Origin of the sequence: Rhizobium sp. FY34 (genome assembly GCF_005222845.1) — a bacterium.
In the GTDB taxonomy this organism is placed as follows: Bacteria; Pseudomonadota; Alphaproteobacteria; order Rhizobiales; family Rhizobiaceae; genus Neorhizobium.
Genome location: NZ_STFZ01000001.1, coordinates 1 through 23,883 on the forward strand (window position 1 = coordinate 1; position 23,883 = coordinate 23,883).

The following is a 23,883-nucleotide window of genomic DNA, read 5'->3' on the forward strand; positions in this document are numbered from 1 at the left end:
CTCCGGTTTGCAGTTCGCACCAGAGATTCTGATTCATTGCCGTTTGGGAAGCCCAAGAGTCGCAGTCAATGAGGACGCGTATTAGAGCACAATTTCAAAGGTTGCGTATATCAAGGGCCTGACGCAAGACTTCAGTCCGATCTTTTGATAAGGAAGACTCATGCTGACCGCCGCTGCCCCAGACCTTGCTACCCGTGTCAAGGCATTGACCTATTCGAGGGTCCTTTGTGTCGGCGATGTCATGATGGACCGCTATGTTGAGGGCCATGTCTCGCGCATATCGCCAGAAAGCGCAGCGCCCGTCTTTATCTATCGCGCGGAACATGTGCTGCCCGGCGGTGCTGCCAACGTAGCGCGCAATATCAGCGCCTTGGGTGGGCAATGCACCTTGATCGGCGTGATCGGTGATGATGTGGCTGCAACCACTTTGGTCGATTGCATCTCGAAATACGGCGACGTCAATTCGGTTATGGTGGTTAGTGATGACCGACCGACGACCGTGAAAACCCGATATGAAGTGCGGGGCCACCATTTACTGCGCGTCGATCACGAAGCCACATTCCCTGTTCCCAAAGCGTGTGAAGATGCCTGTATCGCAGCCATTGTCGAACATCTGCCCGCGCATGATGTCGTTGTTCTGTCGGATTATGACAAGGGTGTGCTCACCGAGCGATTGCTTGGCGAAGTCATGAAACGAGCACAGGCACTGAACAAACCAGTCATTGTGGATCCGAAATCATCCAATCTTGGCAAATATGCCGGTGCAAGCATCATGACTCCCAATGCCAATGAAACCAGGCAGGCTTGCGGAATCTATCCGGATACAGACGAAAAGGCAGAAGCTGCCGCCACGCTTTACATGGATGCCAGCCAGGCGCAGGCCGTGCTGATCACCCGTGGTGAACAAGGCATGACGCTCGTTTCGCGTGGCAAACCTGCCGTTCACATTTGCAGTCAGGTCAGCGAGGTTTTCGATGTGGTCGGCGCTGGTGACACAGTCGTGGCAACGCTGGGGGCCGCCATCGCGTGTGGCCATGATATCGGGACCGCGGCACAGTTTGCCAATGCAGCCGCAGGCATTGTTGTTGGCAAACGCGGAACAGCCACGACCTCGCCCGACGAACTTATGCTTGCACTGGAAAACCAGGGCGAACATCCTTCCCGTAAGGGAACGCCGATCATGCTGAAACGAGAGGAAGCTGCCCGCTATGCGCGGATCCGGCGGATGGAGGGTAAGATCGTCGGTTTCACAAACGGCTGCTTCGACATTCTGCACCCAGGCCATATCTCGCTGTTAAAGTTTGCCCGCGCCCATTGCGATTGCTTGATTGTCGGCTTGAACAGCGATGCCTCCGTCACGCGGCTGAAGGGGCCAAGCCGCCCCATCAACGTCGAATCAGACCGCTCTATCGTACTTTCCGCGCTGGGTACGGTGGATGCGGTGGTCATTTTTGAAGAGGAGACCCCCCTCGACCTCGTTAAGGCCGTCATGCCTGACATACTCATCAAAGGTGCAGATTACACCATTGAAACCGTCGTCGGTGCGGATGTCGTTTTGGCCAATGGTGGCAAGGTTTTGCTTGCGCCGCTCGTTCCCGGCAAGAACTCGACAACCACGATCGAAAGGCTGAAGCTTGCCCAATCGGATGCCTGAAGCAAGACCATGTGCCTTTCTCGATCGCGATGGGACGTTAATCGAGGAGTGCAACTATCTGTCTGACCCCGATCAGGTCGTACTCCTGCCCGGCGTCGTCGACGGCCTGAAGGCGCTGATGGAAAAAGGATTTCTTCTCGTCATACTCACCAATCAATCCGGCATAGGCCGTGGTTATTTCCCAGAAGCGGCGGCCCATGATGTAAACCAACGCATCATCGAGATGCTTGCGCTTGAGGGAATTGCCATTGCAGCCTGCTACATGTGCCCGCATGCGCCTGATGCGCAATGCCTGTGCCGCAAGCCGCTTGCGGGTTTGATAGACGAAGCCTTAAGCCGGTTCTCTGTCAACCTGACGTCTTCTATCGTCATAGGCGATAAGGACATTGACCTGCAGCTGGCGGGCAACCGAGGCCTGCGCGGGTTTCTGGTTACCACAGGGCACGCATCGGAGCACATTGACTGGGCACAAGACAACGGCTTTCCAGTCTTCCCGGATATTCTATCGATCGCCCGGCAATTGTGAGAATGCAGTGAGTGTCTTCTATTTGTCGTTCAGCGCTTTATAGGCATCGCGGATACCTTTCAGCGAGAGCGAGATTGATACGGGCGTCTGATTTGCGTCCTTGAAAACAAATGTCGCGGTTGTTGCCGAAAATAGCGCTTCGCGTTGCGGGTCGGTTAGCGGCGCACTGGCGAAACAGGATTGCAGGCAGCGTTTGAAGGTCAGGGCTGCGAAGTCTTTGTCGGCAATTTTGACTGAAACGCCGTCTGGCAGCCATACTCCTGCCGGCAGCTCGACGAGAACCCGATCCACTTTTTCGCCCTGTGGACGTCCGATCACGATCTGAGCAATATTGCCCTGCCCATTGCCGCCAGCGAAAGTCTGGGCCATTTCACAGGATCTGACATTCTCTTCACCACGCTTGGCACTCTCGCATCGTGCGACCCAATCTCCGTAATTCGCCGTCGTCCGGCTTGGCTCGGGTGCATTTTGCGCCTGAACAGCCGATAGGGGCGCGAAACCAATCAGTGTGGCTAGGAGAAGGATGCGACCAGACGTCAAAGCTGTCTCTCACTTAAAAATCAATTGCAGTTTATTGCCAAAATTTCCTGCCATAATTGTAAGTGCTCCGCAAGGATGAAGCGGGCGCGACGCTTTGTCTATCTCTACGCAAGCATCGATACTTGGTAAAAGCCGCCGATGCGGATGTCGGGGCCATCCGTGTGTAAGTCCTCTCAGCGAGAATCCTTAAATTGTTGCTAAATCGGCCAGTTTCGTTCTTGGGCCAGGGCCTTGCATTTGCGCTGTACTGGAAAGATTTCGGTTACAGGTTGTCTGTCTGGCTTGCCTTTTTATGACCCTTGTCTAAACATCTTTGCTGCGGTCTCTAGTAAATCGATTCACGCATAAGGTGTTGCTTGATGCGCTGGTTTTGGACTGGCGTGTCGATGTGTAGGGGGCCTCGGCGCATATGGTTTCGGCTTGGTGCAGTTTTCTGGAATTTAGCACCCGGAAATAGGTTTTGGCGGTAAAATTGAACATTCAGAACATGCCTGTGGCCGAGTTTGAGCGCCGCCGATTGTCCAGCCTGCTTCTGAGCAGTTGTTCAACGCTTGCCCTGATGCTGACACCGGTGGCGGTGACCTTGGGCGTTGCTCTGCCCAGCCCTACGCAGGCGCAGACCACAACGATCGGCAACACCAACTCAGGCTATGTGCTCGGGGCCTCGACCTCCGATAGCAGCTTCCTGGTTGTGAGTGGGACGACTATCAGCAATTCGGGCGTTGCCATCTCCGGCGATGGCTCGCGCTCCTGGACTGTTACTAATCAGGGAACCGTTGTCTCAACCGGGGGGGACACCGGCATTCTTGTGGACGACGGAACCGGCAATATCGGTTTGAATGTTATCAACAATGGCGATGCCAGCCACACCTCGGCCCTGATTCAGGGCCGTTATGGTGTTTACGTGAAGTATGGCTCTGCCACGATCACGAATTACGGTCAGATTACCGGAACCAGCTCAAAGGCCGCTTACATCTATGGCGGCGGCGGCGTGATTATCAATGCTGTTTCCGGCGTCATGTCCGGGGTGGGCGGTGGGGCCAACATCGGTGGCTCCTTTTCGGGTAATGCCACGCTCACCAACAGCGGCCGCATCATAACCACCGCAGGGTGGGGCGGTTCGATCAGCCAGGGGACGATCACCAATAACGCGCCGGGTACGGTTGCCGGCAGCGGGACCATTTCGGGTGGTGGCGGCGTGCAGCTGAGTGGCGGCACCGTCATCAACAGCGGCCTGATCATCGGCACAGATGCCGCCGGCACCGCCGTATTCGGGTTCTCGCCCGGCCCCCTCGCCGTGATCAATAACGCATCCGGCACGATCGTCAGCGCCACTTATGGCATCAATTTCGCCGCGGGTGGCACGCTCACCAACGCCGGCACCGTGTCCGCCACCGGCACGGCCGGCGTCGCCGTCAGGGTGAACGGTGCTGCCGCAATCTCCAACACCGGGGCGATCCTGGGCGGATCGTCGGGCACCGGCGTCTTTCTCGCCAATGGCGGAACCGTAACCAACAGCGCAGCGGCGGCGACCATCTCGGGCGGTTCGACGGGCATCGCCATCACGGGCGCGGCCGGCACGGTGGCCAATAGCGGCACGGTGAGCAGCAGTTCGGGCGTCGGCATCACCCTGTCGAATGGCGGTCGAGTGACCAATAGCGGCAGTGCCTCGGTCATTTCCGGCACCGTCGGCATCGTGAACTCCGGCGCCAGCGGCGCGGTGGTCAATTACGGTGCCATTATCGGTAACAGCGGCACCGCCATTCGCTTTGCCGGCAACTTCAACGATTCCGTGCAATTGCGGTCGGGCGCTGTGGTCACAGGCGTCATGGATGCCGGCGCCGGAACGGACGTCTTGCAGTTCACCGGCACCATAGCCGGCACCATTGCTAACCTGACCGCTACCAATTTCGAAACAGGCACCATCGCGACTGGAACGAACTGGACCTTTACCGGCTCCACCTCGCTGGGGTCGATCATCCTGACCAATTTAAGCCAGATGACGGTCGCTGGCACCTTCGCCAATAGCGGCACGCTGAACAATAGCGGCACCCTCACCGTGGCATCGGGCGGCCTGATCAACAACTCGGGCAGCTTTGCCAATGCTATCAGGCTCGTCATCGCCTCGGGCGGCTCGTTCACCAATACCGGAACCCTGACCAACAATACGACCCGGACGATTGCCAATGCCGGCCTGCTGACGATTACGTCCGGCACTTTCACCAATAATGGTCTGCTGACCAATACCGGCAGCATTTCCGGCACGGTGACGCTGACCTCTACCGGAACCTTGGACAACCAGCTCAGCGGCCGGATCTCCGCCACCGGCGCGGCGGTGGTGAACAGCGGCACCGTGGCGCCGACGCTCACCAACCTGGGCACCATCACCTCGTCCGGCGGCAGAGCCGTGACGCTGTCCAACGGCGGCAAGATCACCAACAGCGGCAGCGCCTCGTCCATCTCGGCCGCCATGTTCGGTGTGAACATCACCGGGGCCGTTGGGACGGTCATCAATGACGGCACCATCACCAGCACGGGCGGCTCTGCCTACGCCGCCGTCAACCTGGCGGGCGGCGGCAGCATCAGCAACACGGGCACCGCCAGCGTCATCGCCGGTGCCTATGGCATCTCTCTTAGCGGTGGCACGGGCACGCTGGTCAATCGCGGCACCATTTCGGGCACCACGGGGAATGCGGTGTTCTTCTCTAGCGGCGGCGCGGTCGCCAACCTCACCAATTACGGCACCATCATCAGCACGGGAGCCTCGGCCCTCTATCTACAGAGCGGCGGCGTGGTCACCAACGCGGCGGGTGCGACGATCGCTGGCAAGAGCGTCGGCGCCACCATCCTGAACGGTTATGGTGCCGGCTCCACCCTCACCAATGCCGGCACCATCATCGCAACCGATACGGCGTCTGGCATCGGCGTTTTCATCGATGTGTTCGGCCAGAGCAATACGGTGATCAACAGCGGCACCATCATCGGCAATGGTGGCACTGCGGTGCAGTTCGGCCGCAACACAGATGATGTGGTCAGGTTCCTGCCGGGCGGCGTCTTCACCGGCGTCGTGGATGGCGGCGGGGGCACCGACACGCTGGAGTTCGGCGGCACGGCGGCGACGAATTTCAACGGGCTCGGCGGCTCGGGCTTCGTCAATTTCGAGCGGGCCAGTGTGTTGTCCGGCGCCAACTGGACCTTCACGGGCGTCAATTCTGTTGCATCGTCCATGTCCATGACCAACAGCGGCAACATGATTGTTGCCGCTGCCGGCAGTTTCACCAATGCCGGCACCTTCATCAATGATGGCACGCTGACTGCCACTGGCACGATGCTCAACGCGGGCACCATGACCAATACCGGCAGCATTGCCGGCGCCGTGACGATCACCGGCACCGGCGTGCTGACGAACAGCGCGACTGGGACCATCACCGGCCCCGCGACTGGCGTGGGTGTGTTTGGTTTTGCGGGCGCCTCAGGCCCCGTCCAGAATTACGGGACGATCACCGGATACGAAGCCGTTTGGATGGATGGCAGCGGCATCGTCAATAATTTGGGGACCGGGTCGCAGCTTATCGGCTCATATATCGGTGTGGTCGGCTTCAGCGGCGCGGTCACCGTGACCAATGCCGGCACTATCCGGGCAACCACGCTGTCCTCTGTGGCCAGCCACGCCTACGGCATCTATGCGCGCGTGGGCGCAACCATCACCAATTCCGGCAGCGCGTCGTTGATCGCGTCAGTGGACCGTGGCATTCAGATTGCCACCGGCATCGGCGTCGTGAGCAACGCCGGCCAGATCACGGGCGCAAATTATGGCGTGCTGTTCGCCAGCGGCTCCTACAACAATACGCTGACCAACAGCGGCACCATCTCCGGCGGAACCAAGGCGGTGGCGTTCGGCTCCGGCAACGACCTCTTGACCCTGCGGGCGGGGGCCACCTTCATAGGCGTGGTGGATGGCGGCACCGGCACCAATACCATGGCCTTCGACGGCACCGGCGGCAGCTTCACCGGCCTCGGCAGTTCCAGCTTCACCAATTTCGGCATCGTCTCGGTCAACAGCGGCGCCAGCTGGACCTTCACCGGCGCCAACACCATTGCCTCTGGCATCACGTTTACCAACAGTGGCACCCTGGCCAATAGCGGCACGCTGACCAACAGCAGCACGCTCACCAACGCCGGCCTGCTGTCCAACAGCGGCACGCTGAACAATACCGGCCTGTTGACGGTGACCTCGGGCACCTTCCTCAACGGCGGGCTGCTGACCAATAGCGGCAGTCTTTCCGGCACCGTGACTCTGGCCAGCGGTGGAACGCTGGACAACCAGCTTACCGGCATCATGTCGGCTACGTCTTCGGTGGTGGTGAATGCCAGCGGCTTTGCGCCGACCCTCACCAATGCCGGCACCATTTCCTCATCCGGCGGCAGTGGTGTGTTATTGTCCGCCGGCGGCATGGTAACCAATAGTGGCACTGGAGCCAGGGTCACGGGTCTTGGCGGCGTCAAGATTTCCGGCGGTCTGGGCACTGTCGTCAATAGCGGCACCATCATCGCGACGGGCGCGTCTCCTGAAGCCGGCGTGGGGCTGGAAGGCGGGGGCACCGTCAGCAATTTGGGCAGCGCGAGCTTGATATCTGGCGTTCAGTTCGGCGTCCATGGTGGTGGTAGCGGCGTCGTCGTCAATTCCGGTACGATTACTGCAAATACCCAGGGTGTTCTGTTTACCTCCGGTGGAAATTACGGAACCATCACCAATTACGGCACCATTTCTGGCACCGGCACGTTCGGCACCGGCGTCTATCTGCAGAGCGGCGGCACCGTTACCAACGCTGTCGGCGCGGCGATGTCCGGCAAGCGTAATGGCATCTATGTGTATTCCGGCCCAGCGACCGGCAACACCATCACCAATGCGGGCACAATTTACGGCACGGATGCAGGATATGGCATCGGGATTGTCGTCAATGCGCCCGGCATTGCCAATGCACTGACCAATAGTGGCACTATCATCGGCAATAGTGGCACGGCGGTGCGGTTCGACGGCACCAGCGACGACAAGGTGCAGCTGCTGGCAGGTGCGGCGTTTACAGGCGTGGTGGATGCAGGCGCGGGCACAGACACCCTGGAATTCGGTGGTGCCGCGGCGACCAGCATCACCGGGTTGGGTGGCTCTGGCTTCATCAATTTCGAAGCGGCCAGCGTTGTAGCCGGGGCCAACTGGACCTTCACCGGCAGCAATACGGTGGTGTCCACGCTGTCCATGACCAACAGCGGCACCATGACCATTGCCTCTGGCGGCACCTTCACCAATTCTGGCACCTTCACCAATGCCGGCACGCTGACCGCCACCGGGACGCTGATCAACGGCGCCACCATGACCAATTCCGGCAGCATCGCGGGCACCGTGACCCTCACCGGTACCGGCGGGCTGACCAATCAGGCCGGCGGCATTATATCCGGCAGTGGTGTGGGCGTGATCGGTACCTTGAGCACCGGTAGTACGATCTTCAATGCGGGCACTATCACGGGTGCAGGTGGCACGGCGGTGCAATTCGGCACCGGCAATGATGTGCTGCAACTGGCTTCCGGTGCAAGTTTCGTCGGCCTCGTTGATGGCGGTGCTGGTGTTGACGCCGTGGAACTGGTGTCCGGCAACAGCATATTGAGCGGCTTCACCAATTTCGAAGCCTTGCAGATCAATTTGGGTGCCAGTTGGACTGCGACCGGCACAGAGACCTTTGCGACCATCACCAATGCTGGCACGTTGATCAATAGCGGTACGCTCGGCAATCTCGATGCCGTTCTCAATAATGGCACACTGCAAAACACTGGGCAGATCCTCAACACTGTGACTTTGTCAGGCTCTGGTGTGCTGACCAATGCTGCGGGTGCGCTGATTGAGGGGGCTACAGACGGCGTCACAGGCACTGGAGCCGTTGCGCGCAGTTTCACCAATTTCGGCACCATCACGGGCGCGAATGGTCGCGGTATTTATCTGTCCGCTGGCGGTGCCATCACCAATTCCGGCAGCGCTTCGCGCATTGGCGGGAGCGCAAGCGGCGTGCAGATCGCCGGCGGTTCCGGTACTGTGACAAACGGCGGCACGATCAGCGGCACCATCGGCATTGCTCTTTCCGGTAGCTTCAACAGCACCGTGACCAATAGCGGAACGATCATCGGCACTGGTGGCACGGCCGTGCAGCTTGGTGCTGGCAACGATGTGCTGAACGTGCTGTCAGGCGGTGTCTTCAACGGAGCCGCTGATGGTGGGGCCGGGACCAACACGCTGGCATTCGTGTCTGGCAGCGGCACATTGTCTGCGGCAAATTTCCAGTACGTGACCGTGGCGAGCGGCGCCGATTGGACGCTTGGCGGAAATCAGAACCTTACTGCGCTGACCAACAGCGGTAGCCTGACCAATTCTGGCACGATGTCTGTCAGCGGGACGCTGAGCAGTTCCGGCCAGTTGACCAATGGCGGCAGCATTGCCGGCACTGTGACGCTGACCAGCACCGGTCGTGTCACCAACCAAGCCGGCGCCAGCATCACCGGCACTCTTGCCGGCATCACGGGCGGTGGCGCGTCCGTGAGCAATGCTGGAGCCATCACCGCTACCGGCACGAATGGCACTGCCATTGCGCTCACTGGTGCGGCAAGCGTGAGCAATACCGGTGCTGCGTCCGTGGTATCTGGCGGTCTCTCCGCCATCTCACTGGGCGGGTTTGGAACCATTATCAATGCCGGCAGTCTTATTGGCGGGCTGGGTTATGGCGTGGCGTTGGCTGCGGGTGGCAGCCTTTCCAACAGCGGCAGAATCAGCGGCGCTGTGGCAGGTGTGCAGGTTGCCGATGGCACAGCAACAATCACCAATACCGGTACCATTGCGGGCACTGGCACATCTGGTGTCGGCGTGCTGTTTGCCGGTAGCGCCTCCGGCACGATTGATAATTTCGGGTTGATTTCGGGGGCAAGTGGTACGGCAATACAGTTTGCCGGCGGCACCAACCGCTTGATTCTACGAGGTGGCAGCACGCTCAGTGGCATTGCAGATGGCGTGCTCGGTGTGAACACGCTCGTGGTGCGCGACAATGCCATGCTTTCGGGTGTCAATGCGATTGGCTTCCAGTATGTCGGCTTTATCGATGCCACCAATGCGGTTGATGCCAATTCGACCATCACCAATCCCACTGTGATTGCCGGTACGCTGACCAATCAGGGCGTGCTCAACGGTATTGTGACGGTGGACGCGGGCGCGGTCCTGAATAGCAGCGGCATCGTCTCTGCAGGCGATAGTTCGACCAATTCTGGCACGATCGCAAACACCGGATCATTCTCGGTTCTGGCGGGGATGCTCAATCAGGGTACGTTGATCAGCACGGCATTTCTGCAAAATGACGGACAGCTTCTTAACGCCGGCAGCCTGAGTGCATCGGGTACGCTGATCAATAGTGGCATATTGACGAACAGCGCCAGCATGTCCAACAGCGGCAACATCAGCGGTTCAGGATCTTTTGCCAACAGCGGCAGCTTCACCAACAGCGGCAATGTCTCGATGACGGTGCATCTGAGCGGCTCCGGCAAGGTTGACAACCAGGTGAGTGGTCGTATCGGCGGTTTGCTTGCCGGAATCAGCGCCACCAGCGGCAGCAATGTCGTCACCAATGCGGGAACCATTGTTGCAAGCGGATCGACGGGGGCCGCTGTTTCTCTGAGCGCAGGCACAGTTGCAAATTCCAGCAGCACGGCGCTTATTCAGGGCGAGGTTGCTGGCGTCGCCATGACCTCAGCGGGCACCATTTCCAATTCAGGCACCATCACTGGCGTCAATGGTACAGGTCTGTTGCTCGGCGCTGGCGGTTCTGTCACCAATGCCGGGCTGCTCACCGGTGCCACGTCAGGCATAACCATTTCCGGCGGCACAGGGACACTGATTACCAATACTGGCACGATCTCCGGGACCGGCACGTCCGGTGTCGGCGTGCTTTTCACCGGCACTGCCTCCGGCACGATAGACAATTTCGGAGTGATTTCAGGAAGTAGCGACACGGCGATACAGTTTGCTGGCGGCACAAATAGGCTGATCCTGCAAGACGGCAGCACTCTGATTGGTGTTGCCGACGGCCGACTTGGAACCAACACGCTGATTGTCACCGGCAGCGCACAGTTGCAAAATGCCCGTGTCCTTGGTTTCAGCTATGTGGCATTCAGGGATGCCACCCAAACGGTTGGTTCCAGCACAACTCTTGGCAATGTCGCGGTTGTCGCTGGTACTCTGACCAACCAGGGTACGTTGAATGGCTCGCTCAGCGTGGATTCTGGCACGACACTCATCAATGGCGGTGTGGTTCTGGTGACAGATACTGCCACCAATACCGGCAATATCGTATCCAGTGGCCTCTTCACCAGTACATCGACACTGACCAGCAGCGGCTCTATCGACAATAGCGGCACACTGAGCAATTCTGGATCTCTGCGCAACAATGGCACGCTTACCAATTCTGGCAGCATGACCAACACTGGCGCTTTCTCCAACGCCGGCACTCTTTCCAATACCGGGACCATCAGCGGTTCGGGCACGTTTGAAAACAGCGGCAGCTTTTCTAACAGCGGTTCCGTTCTGGCAACGGACGTCGGTGTGATTGGCACCGGCATTATCAACAATAGTGGTACCATTATCGGAACTGCGGACACCGGTGTTAATCTCGGATCCGGAGGTGTCCTGATAAACACCATCAGCGGCTTTATTCAGGGTGGTATTTACGGCGTTCAGGTGGGAACCGGCGGCACCGTCATCAATGCGGGCACCATTCTTGATGATGACATTGCCGGTCTGGCGCTTGGCAGCAGTGCGTCATTGACCAATTCTGGTTCAATTGGCGGGGTTTTTGGTCTCATTTTCACCGGAACCGGTGCCAGTGCCACCAACAGTGGCACGATCACGGGGACGGGTGGGGTCGCCATACAGTTTGGCGGCGGAGTGAACAGTCTCACTCTGACCACGGGCTCGGTGCTGGACGGTGGCATCGACGGTGGATCAGGCGCCGGACGGATCACGCTTGATGGCACAGGTTCGCTCAACAGTACGATCGCCAACTTTGGCGCCGGCAGCAGCCTCACCATCGCAGCGGGTGCTGTCTGGACTACAACGGGTAACTGGACGATCGGTTCAGTTCGCAATGCCGGCCAACTTCAGCCGGGTGCAGCGGGCAGCGCCTTGCGGATTGCAGGTAACTTCACGCAGACCGCCAGCGGCACCATGCAGGTCGCTATCAATTCTGCGGGTCAGAGTTCGCAGCTTCTGGTATCAGGAACAGCGAGTATCGACGGAACTCTCTCTGTTCTGGCCGGTTCCGGTGGTTATCAGGCATCCACGGCCTATTCGATATTGACGAGCGATGCTCTTACCGGGCGGTTCAGCACGGTCACGACAGATCTTGCCTTCCTGACACCGGAAGTCAGCTATTCGACCCAGGGTGTTTCGTTAACATTCTCAACCGGGTCCCAACCGGTGAATTTCACCAGTGTGGCAGCGACGCCCAATCAATTTAACACTGCTTATGCTGTGCAAAGTGGCGGCGCTGGATCGGCACTCTATCAGGCTGTGCTCAGCCAAGGCGTAAGCGGCGCCCAGACCGCGTTCGACATGCTTTCGGGAGAGGCCTATGCCAGCGCAAGAACGGTGTTGCTGGATGATAGCCGACAGGTGCCGACATCGCTGATGGGCCGGTTGCGACAACATAAATATGGTGAGATGGATGGTCCTGCCATAGCGCTGGGTACGGGCACAGAGGCCATGCGCAGTGTCGCTGTTGATGGCGATGCCACGGGTGTGGTCGTCTGGGGCAATGCGTTCGGTGGAACGATTGAGATTGACAGTGATGGGAATGCGGCATCAGCCAGTTACGATCGCACCGGTTTCATGGTTGGCGTGGATGGCTGGGTTGACGAGGATTGGCGTGTCGGTCTGGCAGGGGGCTTCACCAATGCTAACCTCGCTATCTCGGATCGCGCCAGCTCTGCCGATATCATGACATACAGCTTTGGCCTTTATGCTGGTCGCACATTCGACAATTTCAATGTGCGGTTTGGGGCGGCCTATAGCTGGAGTGACGTGGACATGTACAGAAATGTGCTATTCCCCGGTTTTACGAACTCATTGACAAGCAGCTATCAAGCACAGACCACGCAGGTATTTGCCGAGGTTGGCTACGGATTGACCTGGAACAGCTTTGCGCTGGAACCATTCGGGGGTGTGTCCTATGTCCATCTGAATTCCGGCGCCTCTCAGGAGACAGGGGGAGCGGCGGCGCTGAATGTGCAGAGCCTCGCAACCGATACAGTGTATTCCACGGTTGGATTGCGGATGGGCACCAGCCTGACGATGGAGAATGGAACGACGGTCATGCCACGCATGATGGTGGGTTGGCAGCACGCTTTCGGAGACCTGAATCCGGCCATGCGCTCGACATTTGCCAGCACTGGTGTGAATTTTGATGTCTTTGGTGCACCGCTGGCAAGGGATGCTGCTTTGCTGGAACTGGGGGTGGACTGGAAGTTGACGGAGACCATGAAGTTGGGACTATCCTATCAGGGTACACTATCCAGTGATGCCAAGGATAACGCAGTGAAAGGCGTATTCTCCCTGAAATTCTGATGCTGCATAAACATCGGGCGCGCGGCGCAATGTGAACACGCTCGCTCGTGTGTGATGACCGATGCGCATTGATAGATTGGTATAAGACGTAAATACATTGTCGATTATTGGCATGAGGCATGCGTGAATGAACGGACTTCACCCCAGTTTTTGCACCTGTGGTAGCAGGCTTAGACCCGTGCGTTGCTGCCAACTGGACCTCATGACGCTTGGCCCTGCGGCTGCCAGCCGCCACCTTTTGCCATTGGTGGATCAGGCCATTGCCTTCCATGCCCGCGGTGAACTTGCTGAGGCCCAGCGGATATGCCTTGAGGTTCTCGAATTGGCGCCGGGGCAGGGCGGCGCTCTGGCCGTACTATACCAGATTCGCAAGGCCGAAGGTGTATTGCCGGCCGCCGAGGCGCTGGTGCGCAGGCTTGTTGCAATTGATCCGAACAATGTGTGGGCGACACAGGAACTTGCCTTGCTGCTTTTTGGCAAGGGGGATCATTTTGACGCTGAATTCCACGCCAGAAATGCCGTCCGTATTGCGCCGACAGATGCCCAGTCGCACAATCTGATGGGCATGATCATGACAGAGGCGAACCGACCGCAGATCGGTGAGTTTCATTATCGTAGAGCATTGGAACTTCTGGGACATCGGCAGCCCATTCTTCTTGCCAATCTTGCCTGGAATTTGAAAAATCAAGGCAAGATGACAGAATCCCGCGCTCTTTACGAAGAGTCAGCGGAACTGGCGCCCGATGTGCTGCAAACCCTTTTGGGGTGGGCGCGCATGGAGGAGACCGATCGCGATTTTGTGCGCGCCGACGCTATTCTGGATCAGGCTGACGCCCTGTTTCCGGGACATCCCAGTATCCTTCTGCATCGTGCTGTCATACGCGGTCGCGCCAAGGATTACGCCTCGGCGCTGGCACTTCTGGACCAACTGGAGCAACTGAATCAGGGCATGGGATTGGGGACCAATGAGCTTTTGGAAAAGGGGCGGTTACTCGACAAAATAGGCCGATATGACGAAGCATTTTCTGCCTTCACGGAAGGCAAGCGCAAAAATGTCGAGATGAGCGGCACGGTCTACATGTCTGATCATGCTGCGCAGCTTGCGCAAAGATTGAAAGCGTACTTCACGGCAAACCGGCTGCGTATTGTGCCGCGGGCAAAGCCGATAGAGAGCGGGCCTCGCCCCATTTTCATTCTCGGGTTTCCACGCTCTGGCACCACTATGGTGGAGCAGACCCTATCTGCCCATCCGAAGATTTCGGCGGGCGACGAACTGACATTCATTCACGATATTGCCAATTTGATGCCGCGCATGCTCAACAGCCCGCTGGCCTATCCGGAAGCGTTGGCGGACCTGTGGATGGGCGATCAATATGAAGGCCTCGACAATCTAAGGGATCATTACCTGCAGCGTGTGAAGCAACTGGGCATCATTGAAACGGGCTCCACCCGCTTTACCGATAAAATGCCGCTCAACGAGACACATATGGGTTTGATTGCCCTGATGTTCCCTCAGGCACCGCTCATCCATGTCCTGCGCCATCCGCTGGATATCGTGCTGTCAGTCTATTCCAATCATCTGACACACGGTTTCTACTGCGCCAATGCGTTGGAAACCATCGCCCAGCACTATCTCCTGGTGATGGACCTCGTCGATCACTACAGACGGGAGATGACACTGAAATACATGGCGGTGCGTTACGAAGATATCGTTGACGATCAGGAGGCTCATGTCCGTCGTATATTGTCCTTTATCGATCTGCCGTTCGACAAGCGTTGCCTGAAGTTCCACGAGAACAAGCGCTATGCCCGGACAGCCAGCTATGCGCAGGTCACGGAAAAGCTCTATGATGGATCGCGTTATCGCTACCGTCATTATCTGGAGCACCTTAGGCCGGTGATCCCCGTACTTGCGCCGACTATTCACCGGCTGGGTTATTCTATCGATGACTGAATATCTGCCGCTGAAATCCGGATCTGACCAGCCAGCCGTGACACTCAGTGTGGATGAGTGGATCGCTGAAGCGGTTGCGCATGAGCAGTCTGGCCGCCCCGATGAGGCGGAACAGATCATCGCATTTGTGATCGCTGAAAAACCCGATTACGTCCCGGCACTGTTTCAGGCGTCTATCCTGTCATACAAAAGAAAGCAGATGCAGGAAGCTATCGAGCGTCTGGAGCGGGCGCTGGCGCTTGCTCCAGACGAGCCGCTTCTTCATCGCAACATGTGTGAGCTTTGTCGCAGCCAATGGATGCTGGATAAGGCTGTCTTTCACGGAAGACGTGCTGTGGAGCTGGCGCCGGATGATGCCGCCGCCCACTACAATCTGGGTGTCCTGCATTATGACCGGATGGAAATCGAGGAGGCGATTGCCCATGCAAGGCGCGCTCTGGCTCTCGAACCAGCCATGGCATCAGCGCATTTCGAACTTGCTGAAGCTCTGCTCCTGAACGGTGAATTTGCGGAGGGTTGGCGAGAATACGAATGGCGGTTTGACATGCCCAATTCGCCTCGCCTTCTTCCGCCGACAGATCGGCCAGCATGGGACGGAAAACCGATGCCAAACGGTACCGTGATGCTGATTGGTGATCAGGGCTTTGGTGATACGATTCAATTTTGCCGCTACATTCCGGAGGTGGCGCGACGATGCCAGAATATCGTCATGGCCTGCAGTTCCGAAATGAAGCCAATCGTAATGCAGCAAAACAGTGCGATGCAGTATTTTGATCGCTGGGATCAGGTACCGGCATTTGATGCCTACTGCCCGCTTTCGGGTCTGCCACGCCTATTCCAGACTGATCTGAACTCGATTCCGGCGCCGATACCTTATGTCAGGCCTGATCCGGCCAAGCTCGCCTACTGGCGCAAGCGCCTGGAAGACCTCATACCGCGTGGGTATCAGTCCATTGGCATTGCCTGGGCGGGCAGACCAACCCATGGCAATGACTTTAACCGTTCGATGGCTTTGCGCGATCTTGCGCCACTCAGCCAGTTGCAGAACACGGTACTGGTGTCATTGCAAATGGGGCCCGCCATGGCCCAGATTTCGGACTATTATGGTGCCGCACCGCTGATCAATCTGGGCGCTGAGATTGCCGATTTTGCGGATACAACAGCAATCCTTGCGCTTATCGATCACGTTGTGGCTGTGGATACGTCGATTGTTCATCTGGCCGGTGCCATGGGGTGCCCCGTGTCGGTGCTCCTGCCTTTTGCGCCGGACTGGCGGTGGCTGCGGGACCGCAAAGATAGTCCTTGGTATCCCAGTGTTCAGTTGTTTCGTCAGACCAGAAGTGGTGTCTGGACCCAGCCGGTCAGTGCGGTTGCTTCAAATAGATCTTCTGTGGTTGAGCGACGAGCGCACTTGCGCACCTGAGTGTGTCTAGTCCATATTGTGCCACCAGTAATTGGGGCGATTGGCGTACATTGCTGCCCACGGCAAATCTGCGGTAGTGGGCGGCACGCATTTGCGTTCACTATCATGCACCGAGGTCTAATGATGCCCCCGCAAATCTCGATTGTTCCAGATAACATCCTGCGTTCGTCAGATCGGCAATCGCTTAATCGTATACCGAGCACATTCGACTGGGAAATCTGGGGGCCTATGTCCAATGTCATCGGAGAACTGCGAGATTCGCACGGCCTTCATCGAAAAGCCTGGGAATATGGGACTTGTGTGCTGGGGCTGAACAAGCTGGCCTCGCTGGATGAAGGATCATCCATTCTGGCCACAGGCGCCGGGTCTGACCGTCCGCTCTTCTACTACGCCAATCGTTGCAAGGCGGTTTTTGCAACTGATTTGTACGATGAATCTCAGTCCGAGGGCGCATCTCGGATGTTGACTGAGCCTCAGCGGTTTGCCCCATTCCCCTATGCCGAAGATCGTCTTCATGTCGAACGCATGTCTCCGTTAGATCTGAGATTTGAAGACAACAGCTTTCAGGCGGCATTCTGTTTGTCATCGATTGAGCAATTCGGCTCGCGCGATAACCAGAGATTGGCCATGCAGGAAATGGCCAGAGTTCTGAAGCCGGGAGGGATTGTCTGTATTGTTGTCGAACTGATATTGAACAATGAAAAACATCCAAAATATTTCCGGTTGGATGGGTTGGAAAAGGTGTTCTTTACCCATAAAAACCTGAAGCTTGTTGGCGGTGAGCTTGATCTGCGTGTTCAGAAAAGTCTATTTGACTACCCCTGCGATTTGAGAGATCCGAAGGGCCGAGACAAAAGTCCCCATATCGTGCTGACAGACGGATCAGTCATATGGACCTCTCTCTCAATGTTCTTGCAAAAGACAGGTGTCTGAGAGGCTAGACTTGCATAGCAAAAGTGCAAAGGTGCTTTCAGTTGAAGCGGCCAGTTTGTGGTGTTGTGCTGGCCTGGAATTGCCGGATGTCTGTGTTTCGATCGCGGATCGAATGTTCATACATAACGTGTCGGGCGTCATGGCAAAGAAAACCTTCACGCCGGAGACGGGATGATTGACGGGAGGCGTTTCCATGCGTCATCCTCACAGTCTAGAGTGGTATATAAAGAATTTGGGCGGGCAAGCTACCTAGTGGAATGAATTTGACATTTGATCGAAGAGCGTTCCGCAAACGGGTGTCAAATGTCAAATTGGTTCCACTAAGTCTCACCGACAGAGGCAGACTGAAGAATATGACATTTGATGCAGACGCTACGAAACTCGGGCGCATACTCTGGCTGGGAAACCGGCCGAATTCGACAGGGAATGAGCCCGCCCGCCTCCGTCACCTGGGTTTTGCCGTGACCGAATTGGCAGACGACGCGCTGGGTCAGTTCATGGTGGGAGGAGCGATGAGCGGTTCAGATCGCGCCTCTGTTCTGCCTTCGTCGGAAAAGCCGCAAGTGTCTACTGATGGTGCCCGCATACTGAACACCCGATTCGACACGATTGTCGTGGCCAATGATGCTGTTCGCACCAATGAAATACTGCGCGTTTTTGACGGGCGCGTGATCATCCGGGCGCATGGATGGCGGCGACCCATCGGTTCGGAACTCTTTCACCTGGGATGCTATCCAATCATCCAGCGACGTCACCAGACTTATCATGTCGTCACTGACGCGCAGACCGCCAAAGACGATCTTGCTATCGGAACACTGGCGATAGCTCCAGCCTGGCTCGATGAACGTCTCGATCGACTGAAGGGAACGTGGAACGGCATCGCATCGAAAGGTGCGGGGAAAGTTGTCGTCAGTCTGCCGGCAACGGATGTCGATCCTATCGATAGAAACTATTCCCTGTTCATCCGGCAACACTTCCCGGACACGATCTGTAACCATATGATCCATTTGGGCCTTCGCGACAGCGACAACTGGCAACGACAAAGGCAACGCATTGTCACGCTCCAGACGGCGGCCGCCTATCTGTATCCATATGTCGACAAGAATCACGTGGATATAACGCCGTTGGAAATGATGCTGATCGGCGGGCCGGTCGTATTCTTCGATGGCGGCTATCTGTCGGCTTTAATGCCGGCGGGGGCGCCCGGCCGCGCCCGGACAGTTGATGAGGCTCATCAGCTTTGCGACCGCCTACGTACGGGAGATCGCGTGCTTATCCGCGATATTCTGGCTTCGCAAGCTGCCTTGCTTGCCCGTTACGATGTGCGGGTAGCCGGCCCGCAATTTGACAGCACGTTTTCTGCTATCCTCAGTGAGCCCCAGATGAACCGTCCGGGTGTTTCGCGCTCAGGCATCACTTATACATGCGACCTTGCGGATCGTCAGATGCGCCGTTTGATGACGGCACTGACGTTCCAGCCAAGCGATGATGCGGTGGCTGCGGACTGGACGTCGAGGGATGTGATTACCGTCTTTTACCGAACGGTATTGGATTCGGCCCCGGATCCCGAAAATTCAAACGCGTATGTCGCCGCACTCGATGCCGGAGTGCGGCCCATTGAAGTGTTGAGGTTGATGATGAATCACAATTTGCATCTGCTCAGTGATCATCGAAACCGGTTCATTCGTACACTTCGTGTCGCCCCGAATGGGACGTCATCTCGTTTCAACCGGCCTTTGATATGAGATCAAGAATGAATATGATGCCATCCGCTGCTATAACGCAGAAGCCACTTCGCGGTCTTTTCATCAATACGGCCAAAGAGCAATGCAGCATCCACGAAAGCGGCAATATGGCGCTCAGTGCGCTCTTGGACGAGCCACGCATCCGGCTCGACTATGTGGAAATCCGGCGCGAAGATTATCATAGCCTCGATTCAAAGGATTTCCTGAAAAAGATCTCCAAGGATTACGGGACTGAAATCGATAGCGGAAGTTACGACTTCACTGTCGTCAACTATCACCATTTTACAATGGTTCCGTTCGTGGGAAAGCGCCAACTGGATGGCCTTCCGGGTGCAAAATACGCAATCGTGCTCGAGGTGGAACCGCATGATTGTCTGTCCTTCTGCCCCTACGGATGGTTCGACGGTTACATCGTTCTCGACCCCTCGGTCCGAGACGATCGACCCGAAGTCTTTGCATTCCCTCGGCCTATCGAAGACATGTTGCCAGGTAATCTTGAGCGGGTCGATGAGATACCCATCATCGGATCGTTTGGATTCGGAACACCGGGCAAGGGCTTCGAATTGCTTGTTGACGCGGTGAACCGGGAATTTGATCGTGCGCTTGTGCGCATCAATATCCCCTCGAACATCTACGCGGATGACGCGATGGCAAGTGTGCATGGCGAAAACTATGCGCGCTATCTTGCGAAAATCTGCAAACGCATTGCAAAGCCTGGCATTGACGTCGAGTTCACTTACGATTTTATGTCGAAGGATGAATTGATTGAATGGTGCGGTCGAAACACTCTGAACTGCTTCATGTACACGAGAAAGCAGTCGGGATTGGCGGCAACCACGGATCAGGCGATTGCCTCGGGGCGGCCATTGCTTGTATCGGGCAATCAAACCTTCCGCCACATCCATGATTACATGCGGCCGTATCCCGGCACGACGCTGCGTCAAGCGATTGAACATTCGGGACATGTCGTGAAGACTATCCAGAAGGATTGGAGTCCTCAGAGTTTCCGTGACCAGTTTATCAGGATGCTGAAACTGACGACCGGTGAAACCGAAAGCAAGGTTGATGTTTCCGTCAGCGGTTCCGGGGCGCCGCAGAAATCCAAACCGAAACCGGTCATGCTGGTCATTTCACCGACCATCATCGCCCGCAACGCCATCGATACTCTTGCTGCACGCGCCGTTTCTGCATTGAGTGACGCGTCACAGTTCCAGGTGATCAAGAGCGTTGCACAGACCGCTGATGGGTATGCCCGGACATGTTTCTGGTTGAGACCGGAAGTCGCTTGTTTTGTTGGCTGGACAACTGACCGAGTGCAGTCGGAAATCGCCAAGTTCCGCAGCGCTTATCCCGATTGCAAGATCGTGCTTCTTCCAGCGCCCGAAGCCGGGCAGGCGGAAGCCTGCATGCAGTCTCTCGCGCTTTTGGGGGCCGACGCCCGCTACATTCTGTCTGGCATCGCTCCTTTCAACACGCAATTGGTTGCGAAACAGCCGGGCCCGGCCTGGGTCGGTTTATATGGCTATGATGCGGAACTCGAGGCGGGAGAACTCGGCGCGCTCCTGGCGAAGATGGAGCGGGAAATCGGGGCCGCGCGGGTGTTCATCTACCAAACTAGGTCGGACGATTCTCTCACGCAGATTGCGTTGTCGGATCGCATTCGCATGCTGAAGAGACAGGTTTCGGCTTCGATAAACTTCGAGGTGAAGCCGCTTCCCTTGTCGGCGGCCGAACGAATTGATTGCCTGGCAAAGAATGCGTTGAATATCATTCGTTACCGAGCAGGCGATGCAGACACCCTCTTCGATATACGCGATCTGTCACTGACGACGGAACGGCCGCTGGTCTTCACGCGTTACGGAAAGTTCCCTGGCCAGCCTGATGGCAGCGTTTACGTCGAAGATGAGCGCCTGACCCATTTCATGCAGGCGGGCAACGGTGCCCATATAGCGGTCTTCAATACACTCGCCGAAGGTCGTTTTGTCGCGGAGGTCGAAGATCTTGCGCACAAGCTGATTGCCGGCAAGGACGAGGTTCCGTCACCCTCGCTCCGCGATGTCGTCAATGGGGAGGGATGGATTTCGCTCGATGCAAAGCCCGCCTTGCTCGTGGATCTTCACGATGACGCACCACGGGAAAAGTCTGCAACCGATGTAACTCAACGCGAAATACCGGTTGAGCAAACATGGCTGTATGACGCAGTTCGCACGACAATCGGATCCCGAAAGGATGCCCGGATCGCGGTCCTAGGCGATACGGAACTCCAGGCTGCGGCTAGTCTTCAAAAGGACGGCGTCGCATTCGAGATGACGAGCACGGCAGATATTGCATTCGTCTCCAATGTGATCGCGGGCAAGAAAGACCTGGAACTGAAACTGTCGCAGCTTTCGCGGCAACTCAATCCTGGTGGAACTGGGCTATTCCTCTGCTACCACGCGGAAAACTATCAAACTCCGTTCGTTCAGGAGGATGCAGATTTCAAGGTTGTGACGCCGGAGGAGTTCGACCAAGCGATGAGCGGGGACTTGAGCCTCACATGCATATTGAGGCCAGCCATCACATGCCGTCCCGTATGTATTTTTCCACCTGCCTTCACGTCACCACCCGTCGGTTTATACGTAGTTGAAAAACGCGAAGGAATTTGACCTCAATGTCTATCGTCGAAGGTCTTCTGGAATCAAAGCCGATGAACGAGAAAAATACCGGCCGAAAGCGTAGAATTTTCTGGCTAGGCGCGCATAAAATTCTGATCAAGACTGAATTGAAGCTTCTTCGTGACCTGGGATACGAGGTCTTTGTGCCATCGTACCTTTCCAATGTTGACGATCAGAGCGCGGTAACACAACTGCAGTCTGCAGACGCAAGTACATTGCCGAAGGACATCATCCTGAAGCTGTCCGAGTACAATTTCTTCTATAATTCTGTTGATCAGGAAATAGCCGAAATCTTGAACACCTATTTCGATGGGGCGATCGTCACGATCGTAGGCCGCTGGTGTGCGGAATTTCTGCGTGCCTTCGAAGGTCCGGTCCTATTTCGCGCCTACGGCCAGACAAGCCTTCTGTCCGAGGATTTCGAGCGGCTTGGCATGCGAGGCCTGCTGGAGGACAGACATAATGTTCACTTTCTGCCACATGCCGAGGAAACGGGAGAGTTCGAGGGTGAATGGCTGAAGCGGAAAATGCGCGTGGTGCCATACTCAATTGCGCCCGACATATTTGACCGTGAGGGAAGCTGGCGAGGCTCGACCGGCAATGATGGTTATATTCTGATTTCCGCACCCAACATCGCGAATATATTTCACCGCTTTCACTATCGCTTCCTGAAGAAGCATTTTTATCAAAGCCATTATCGCTATGTCGGCGTGCAGACCAAGCCGATCGACGATCCCCAAGTGCTGGGCACCTTGTCGCTTGACGAAGTCAAGGAGCAGTTCACGCGCGCAAGCGGCTACCTCTATACATATAGTGACCCCAGAGTGTGCTATCTTCCACCTATCGAGATGATGGCATATGGTGGCCCAGTGATCTATCTGAAGGGGTCTCTGCTCGCACGGTATTTCAACAATTGTGGGCCCGGCGAATGCCAGACCATTGAGGACGCTTACGATAAAAGCCAACTGCTTCTCCGGAACGACACGGCATTCGTCAGCGAACTGCAATCTGCTCAGGCCTCTGTGGTCGAACGATATCGGCCATCGCAGGTGGCACCTCGTGTGGAAGCCGCTGTCCGGGACCTGATCGGACCGCCGATGGCAACTGCGGAACCATTGCGCGCGCCCCATGCCTTGGCCGTCACGCGCTCGGCGATGACCCACAGCATCGGGAGGAGCATTATCGAGGCCCTGCTGCAAAACGAAGATCCCGAACGGGCATTGGCCATCGACAATCTTATTGACCAGGTCAGCACCGAATATTGCGATCAGTCCGGTACCTCGGCGAACAAGCACGCGCTGTCGGCATGGTGGCGCGAGGCGCCACCTGCTGAACTGGATGTCCAGTGGGGCGCGGTGGATGTCCTCAACCATCCTCAGGCAAGTGGTCTGATCGGGCGCTGGGTTATCGATCCTGGCACAGAGGAATATGCCCGTGAAGCGTCGGCTGGCGAAGCTGGCTATCTGACCTTCGGTCCTTATCTATCCGTGCAGTCAGGGCGGTATGCAGCGCGCTTCGCATTGGAAATCGAAGCATTCGACACGCCGGTCACTGTCACGGTCGACGTGGCGGACGCCGGCATTCAACATGCATCGCGTACGATCACCGTGGGCGAGGGATGCGTATCCAGCGTCGAGAGTCTGGATTGGTTGGTCGCGACAGGCATGAACTCGGTCGAATTCCGGGTCCTCACCAACGGCACTGGACGTGTACGGCTGACCTCCCTGACTTACGATCGGAAACCAGATTAACATTGGCGCAGCCTTTGCCTCTTTCTCTCGATCGAGTTGGAAGGCGGGTCCC

10 protein-coding genes are annotated in these 23,883 nt (G+C 57.0%); 9 read left to right on the plus strand and 1 reads right to left on the minus strand.

All coding sequences use genetic code 11. The features are described 5' to 3' along the window. The first annotated feature begins 160 nt into the window (after positions 1–160). Together rfaE2 and E8M77_RS00010 are read left to right on the plus strand one after the other, a co-directional pair. Positions 161–1,654: a D-glycero-beta-D-manno-heptose 1-phosphate adenylyltransferase gene (rfaE2, locus tag E8M77_RS00005; protein ID WP_137128557.1), complete on the plus strand. Its 1,494-nt coding sequence runs from the start codon at positions 161–163 to the stop codon at positions 1,652–1,654. Continuing rightward, positions 1,647–2,180 (plus strand): HAD family hydrolase, encoded by a 534-nt coding sequence (locus E8M77_RS00010; protein ID WP_137128558.1) that lies wholly within the window; start codon positions 1,647–1,649, stop codon positions 2,178–2,180. Before rfaE2 ends, E8M77_RS00010 begins: the two co-directional genes overlap by 8 nt. Positions 2,181–2,198: 18 nt before the next feature. Here the strand turns inward: E8M77_RS00010 and E8M77_RS00015 are convergent, their stop codons facing one another. Beyond that, positions 2,199–2,720 (minus strand): invasion associated locus B family protein, encoded by a 522-nt coding sequence (locus E8M77_RS00015; protein WP_137128559.1) that lies wholly within the window; start codon positions 2,718–2,720, stop codon positions 2,199–2,201. A 472-nt stretch (positions 2,721–3,192) separates the two neighbouring features. Here E8M77_RS00015 and E8M77_RS23770 point away from each other — a divergent pair, with 472 nt between their 5' ends. The 7 genes from E8M77_RS23770 to E8M77_RS00050 all read left to right on the plus strand — a co-directional run bounded on the left by E8M77_RS23770 (position 3,193) and on the right by E8M77_RS00050 (position 23,831). Continuing rightward, positions 3,193–13,371 carry a hypothetical protein gene (locus tag E8M77_RS23770; RefSeq protein ID WP_170975682.1) on the plus strand — a complete coding sequence of 3,393 codons (10,179 nt, stop codon included), beginning with the start codon at positions 3,193–3,195 and terminating at the stop codon, positions 13,369–13,371. A 202-nt stretch (positions 13,372–13,573) separates the two neighbouring features. Continuing rightward, complete coding sequence (locus E8M77_RS00025; RefSeq protein WP_246659067.1) at positions 13,574–15,325, plus strand: tetratricopeptide repeat-containing sulfotransferase family protein; 1,752 nt, start codon at positions 13,574–13,576, stop codon at positions 15,323–15,325. Then, positions 15,318–16,748, plus strand: coding sequence for a tetratricopeptide repeat protein (locus E8M77_RS00030; protein ID WP_137128560.1), 1,431 nt, complete (start codon positions 15,318–15,320; stop codon positions 16,746–16,748). The genes E8M77_RS00025 and E8M77_RS00030 overlap by 8 nt, the downstream gene beginning before the upstream one ends. Positions 16,749–16,976: 228 nt before the next feature. Beyond that, entirely contained in the window at positions 16,977–17,681 is a 705-nt protein-coding gene (locus tag E8M77_RS00035; protein ID WP_170975683.1) for a class I SAM-dependent methyltransferase, read from the plus strand. 353 nt (positions 17,682–18,034) lie between these two features. Continuing rightward, entirely contained in the window at positions 18,035–19,426 is a 1,392-nt protein-coding gene (locus E8M77_RS00040) for a hypothetical protein (protein WP_137128562.1), read from the plus strand. A gap of 8 nt (positions 19,427–19,434) precedes the next feature. Continuing rightward, entirely contained in the window at positions 19,435–22,071 is a 2,637-nt protein-coding gene (locus E8M77_RS00045; RefSeq protein WP_137128563.1) for a hypothetical protein, read from the plus strand. Positions 22,072–22,076: 5 nt separating this feature from the next. After that, positions 22,077–23,831, plus strand: a complete 1,755-nt coding sequence (locus E8M77_RS00050; RefSeq protein ID WP_137128564.1) for a glycosyltransferase — start codon at positions 22,077–22,079, stop codon at positions 23,829–23,831. The last annotated feature ends 52 nt before the right edge of the window (positions 23,832–23,883 follow it).

What these genes read in the sequence shown, in the direction of transcription:
- E8M77_RS00025 (WP_246659067.1), top strand. Translation starts at nt 13,574, where the DNA reads ATGACGCTTGGCCCTGCGGCTGCCAGCCGCCACCTTTTGCCATTGGTG.
- rfaE2 (WP_137128557.1), top strand. Translation starts at nt 161, where the DNA reads ATGCTGACCGCCGCTGCCCCAGACCTTGCTACCCGTGTCAAGGCATTG.
- E8M77_RS00030 (WP_137128560.1), top strand. Translation starts at nt 15,318, where the DNA reads ATGACTGAATATCTGCCGCTGAAATCCGGATCTGACCAGCCAGCCGTG.
- E8M77_RS00010 (WP_137128558.1), top strand. Translation starts at nt 1,647, where the DNA reads ATGCCTGAAGCAAGACCATGTGCCTTTCTCGATCGCGATGGGACGTTA.
- E8M77_RS00035 (WP_170975683.1), top strand. Translation starts at nt 16,977, where the DNA reads ATGTCCAATGTCATCGGAGAACTGCGAGATTCGCACGGCCTTCATCGA.
- E8M77_RS00040 (WP_137128562.1), top strand. Translation starts at nt 18,035, where the DNA reads ATGACATTTGATGCAGACGCTACGAAACTCGGGCGCATACTCTGGCTG.
- E8M77_RS00050 (WP_137128564.1), top strand. Translation starts at nt 22,077, where the DNA reads ATGTCTATCGTCGAAGGTCTTCTGGAATCAAAGCCGATGAACGAGAAA.
- E8M77_RS00045 (WP_137128563.1), top strand. Translation starts at nt 19,435, where the DNA reads ATGAATATGATGCCATCCGCTGCTATAACGCAGAAGCCACTTCGCGGT.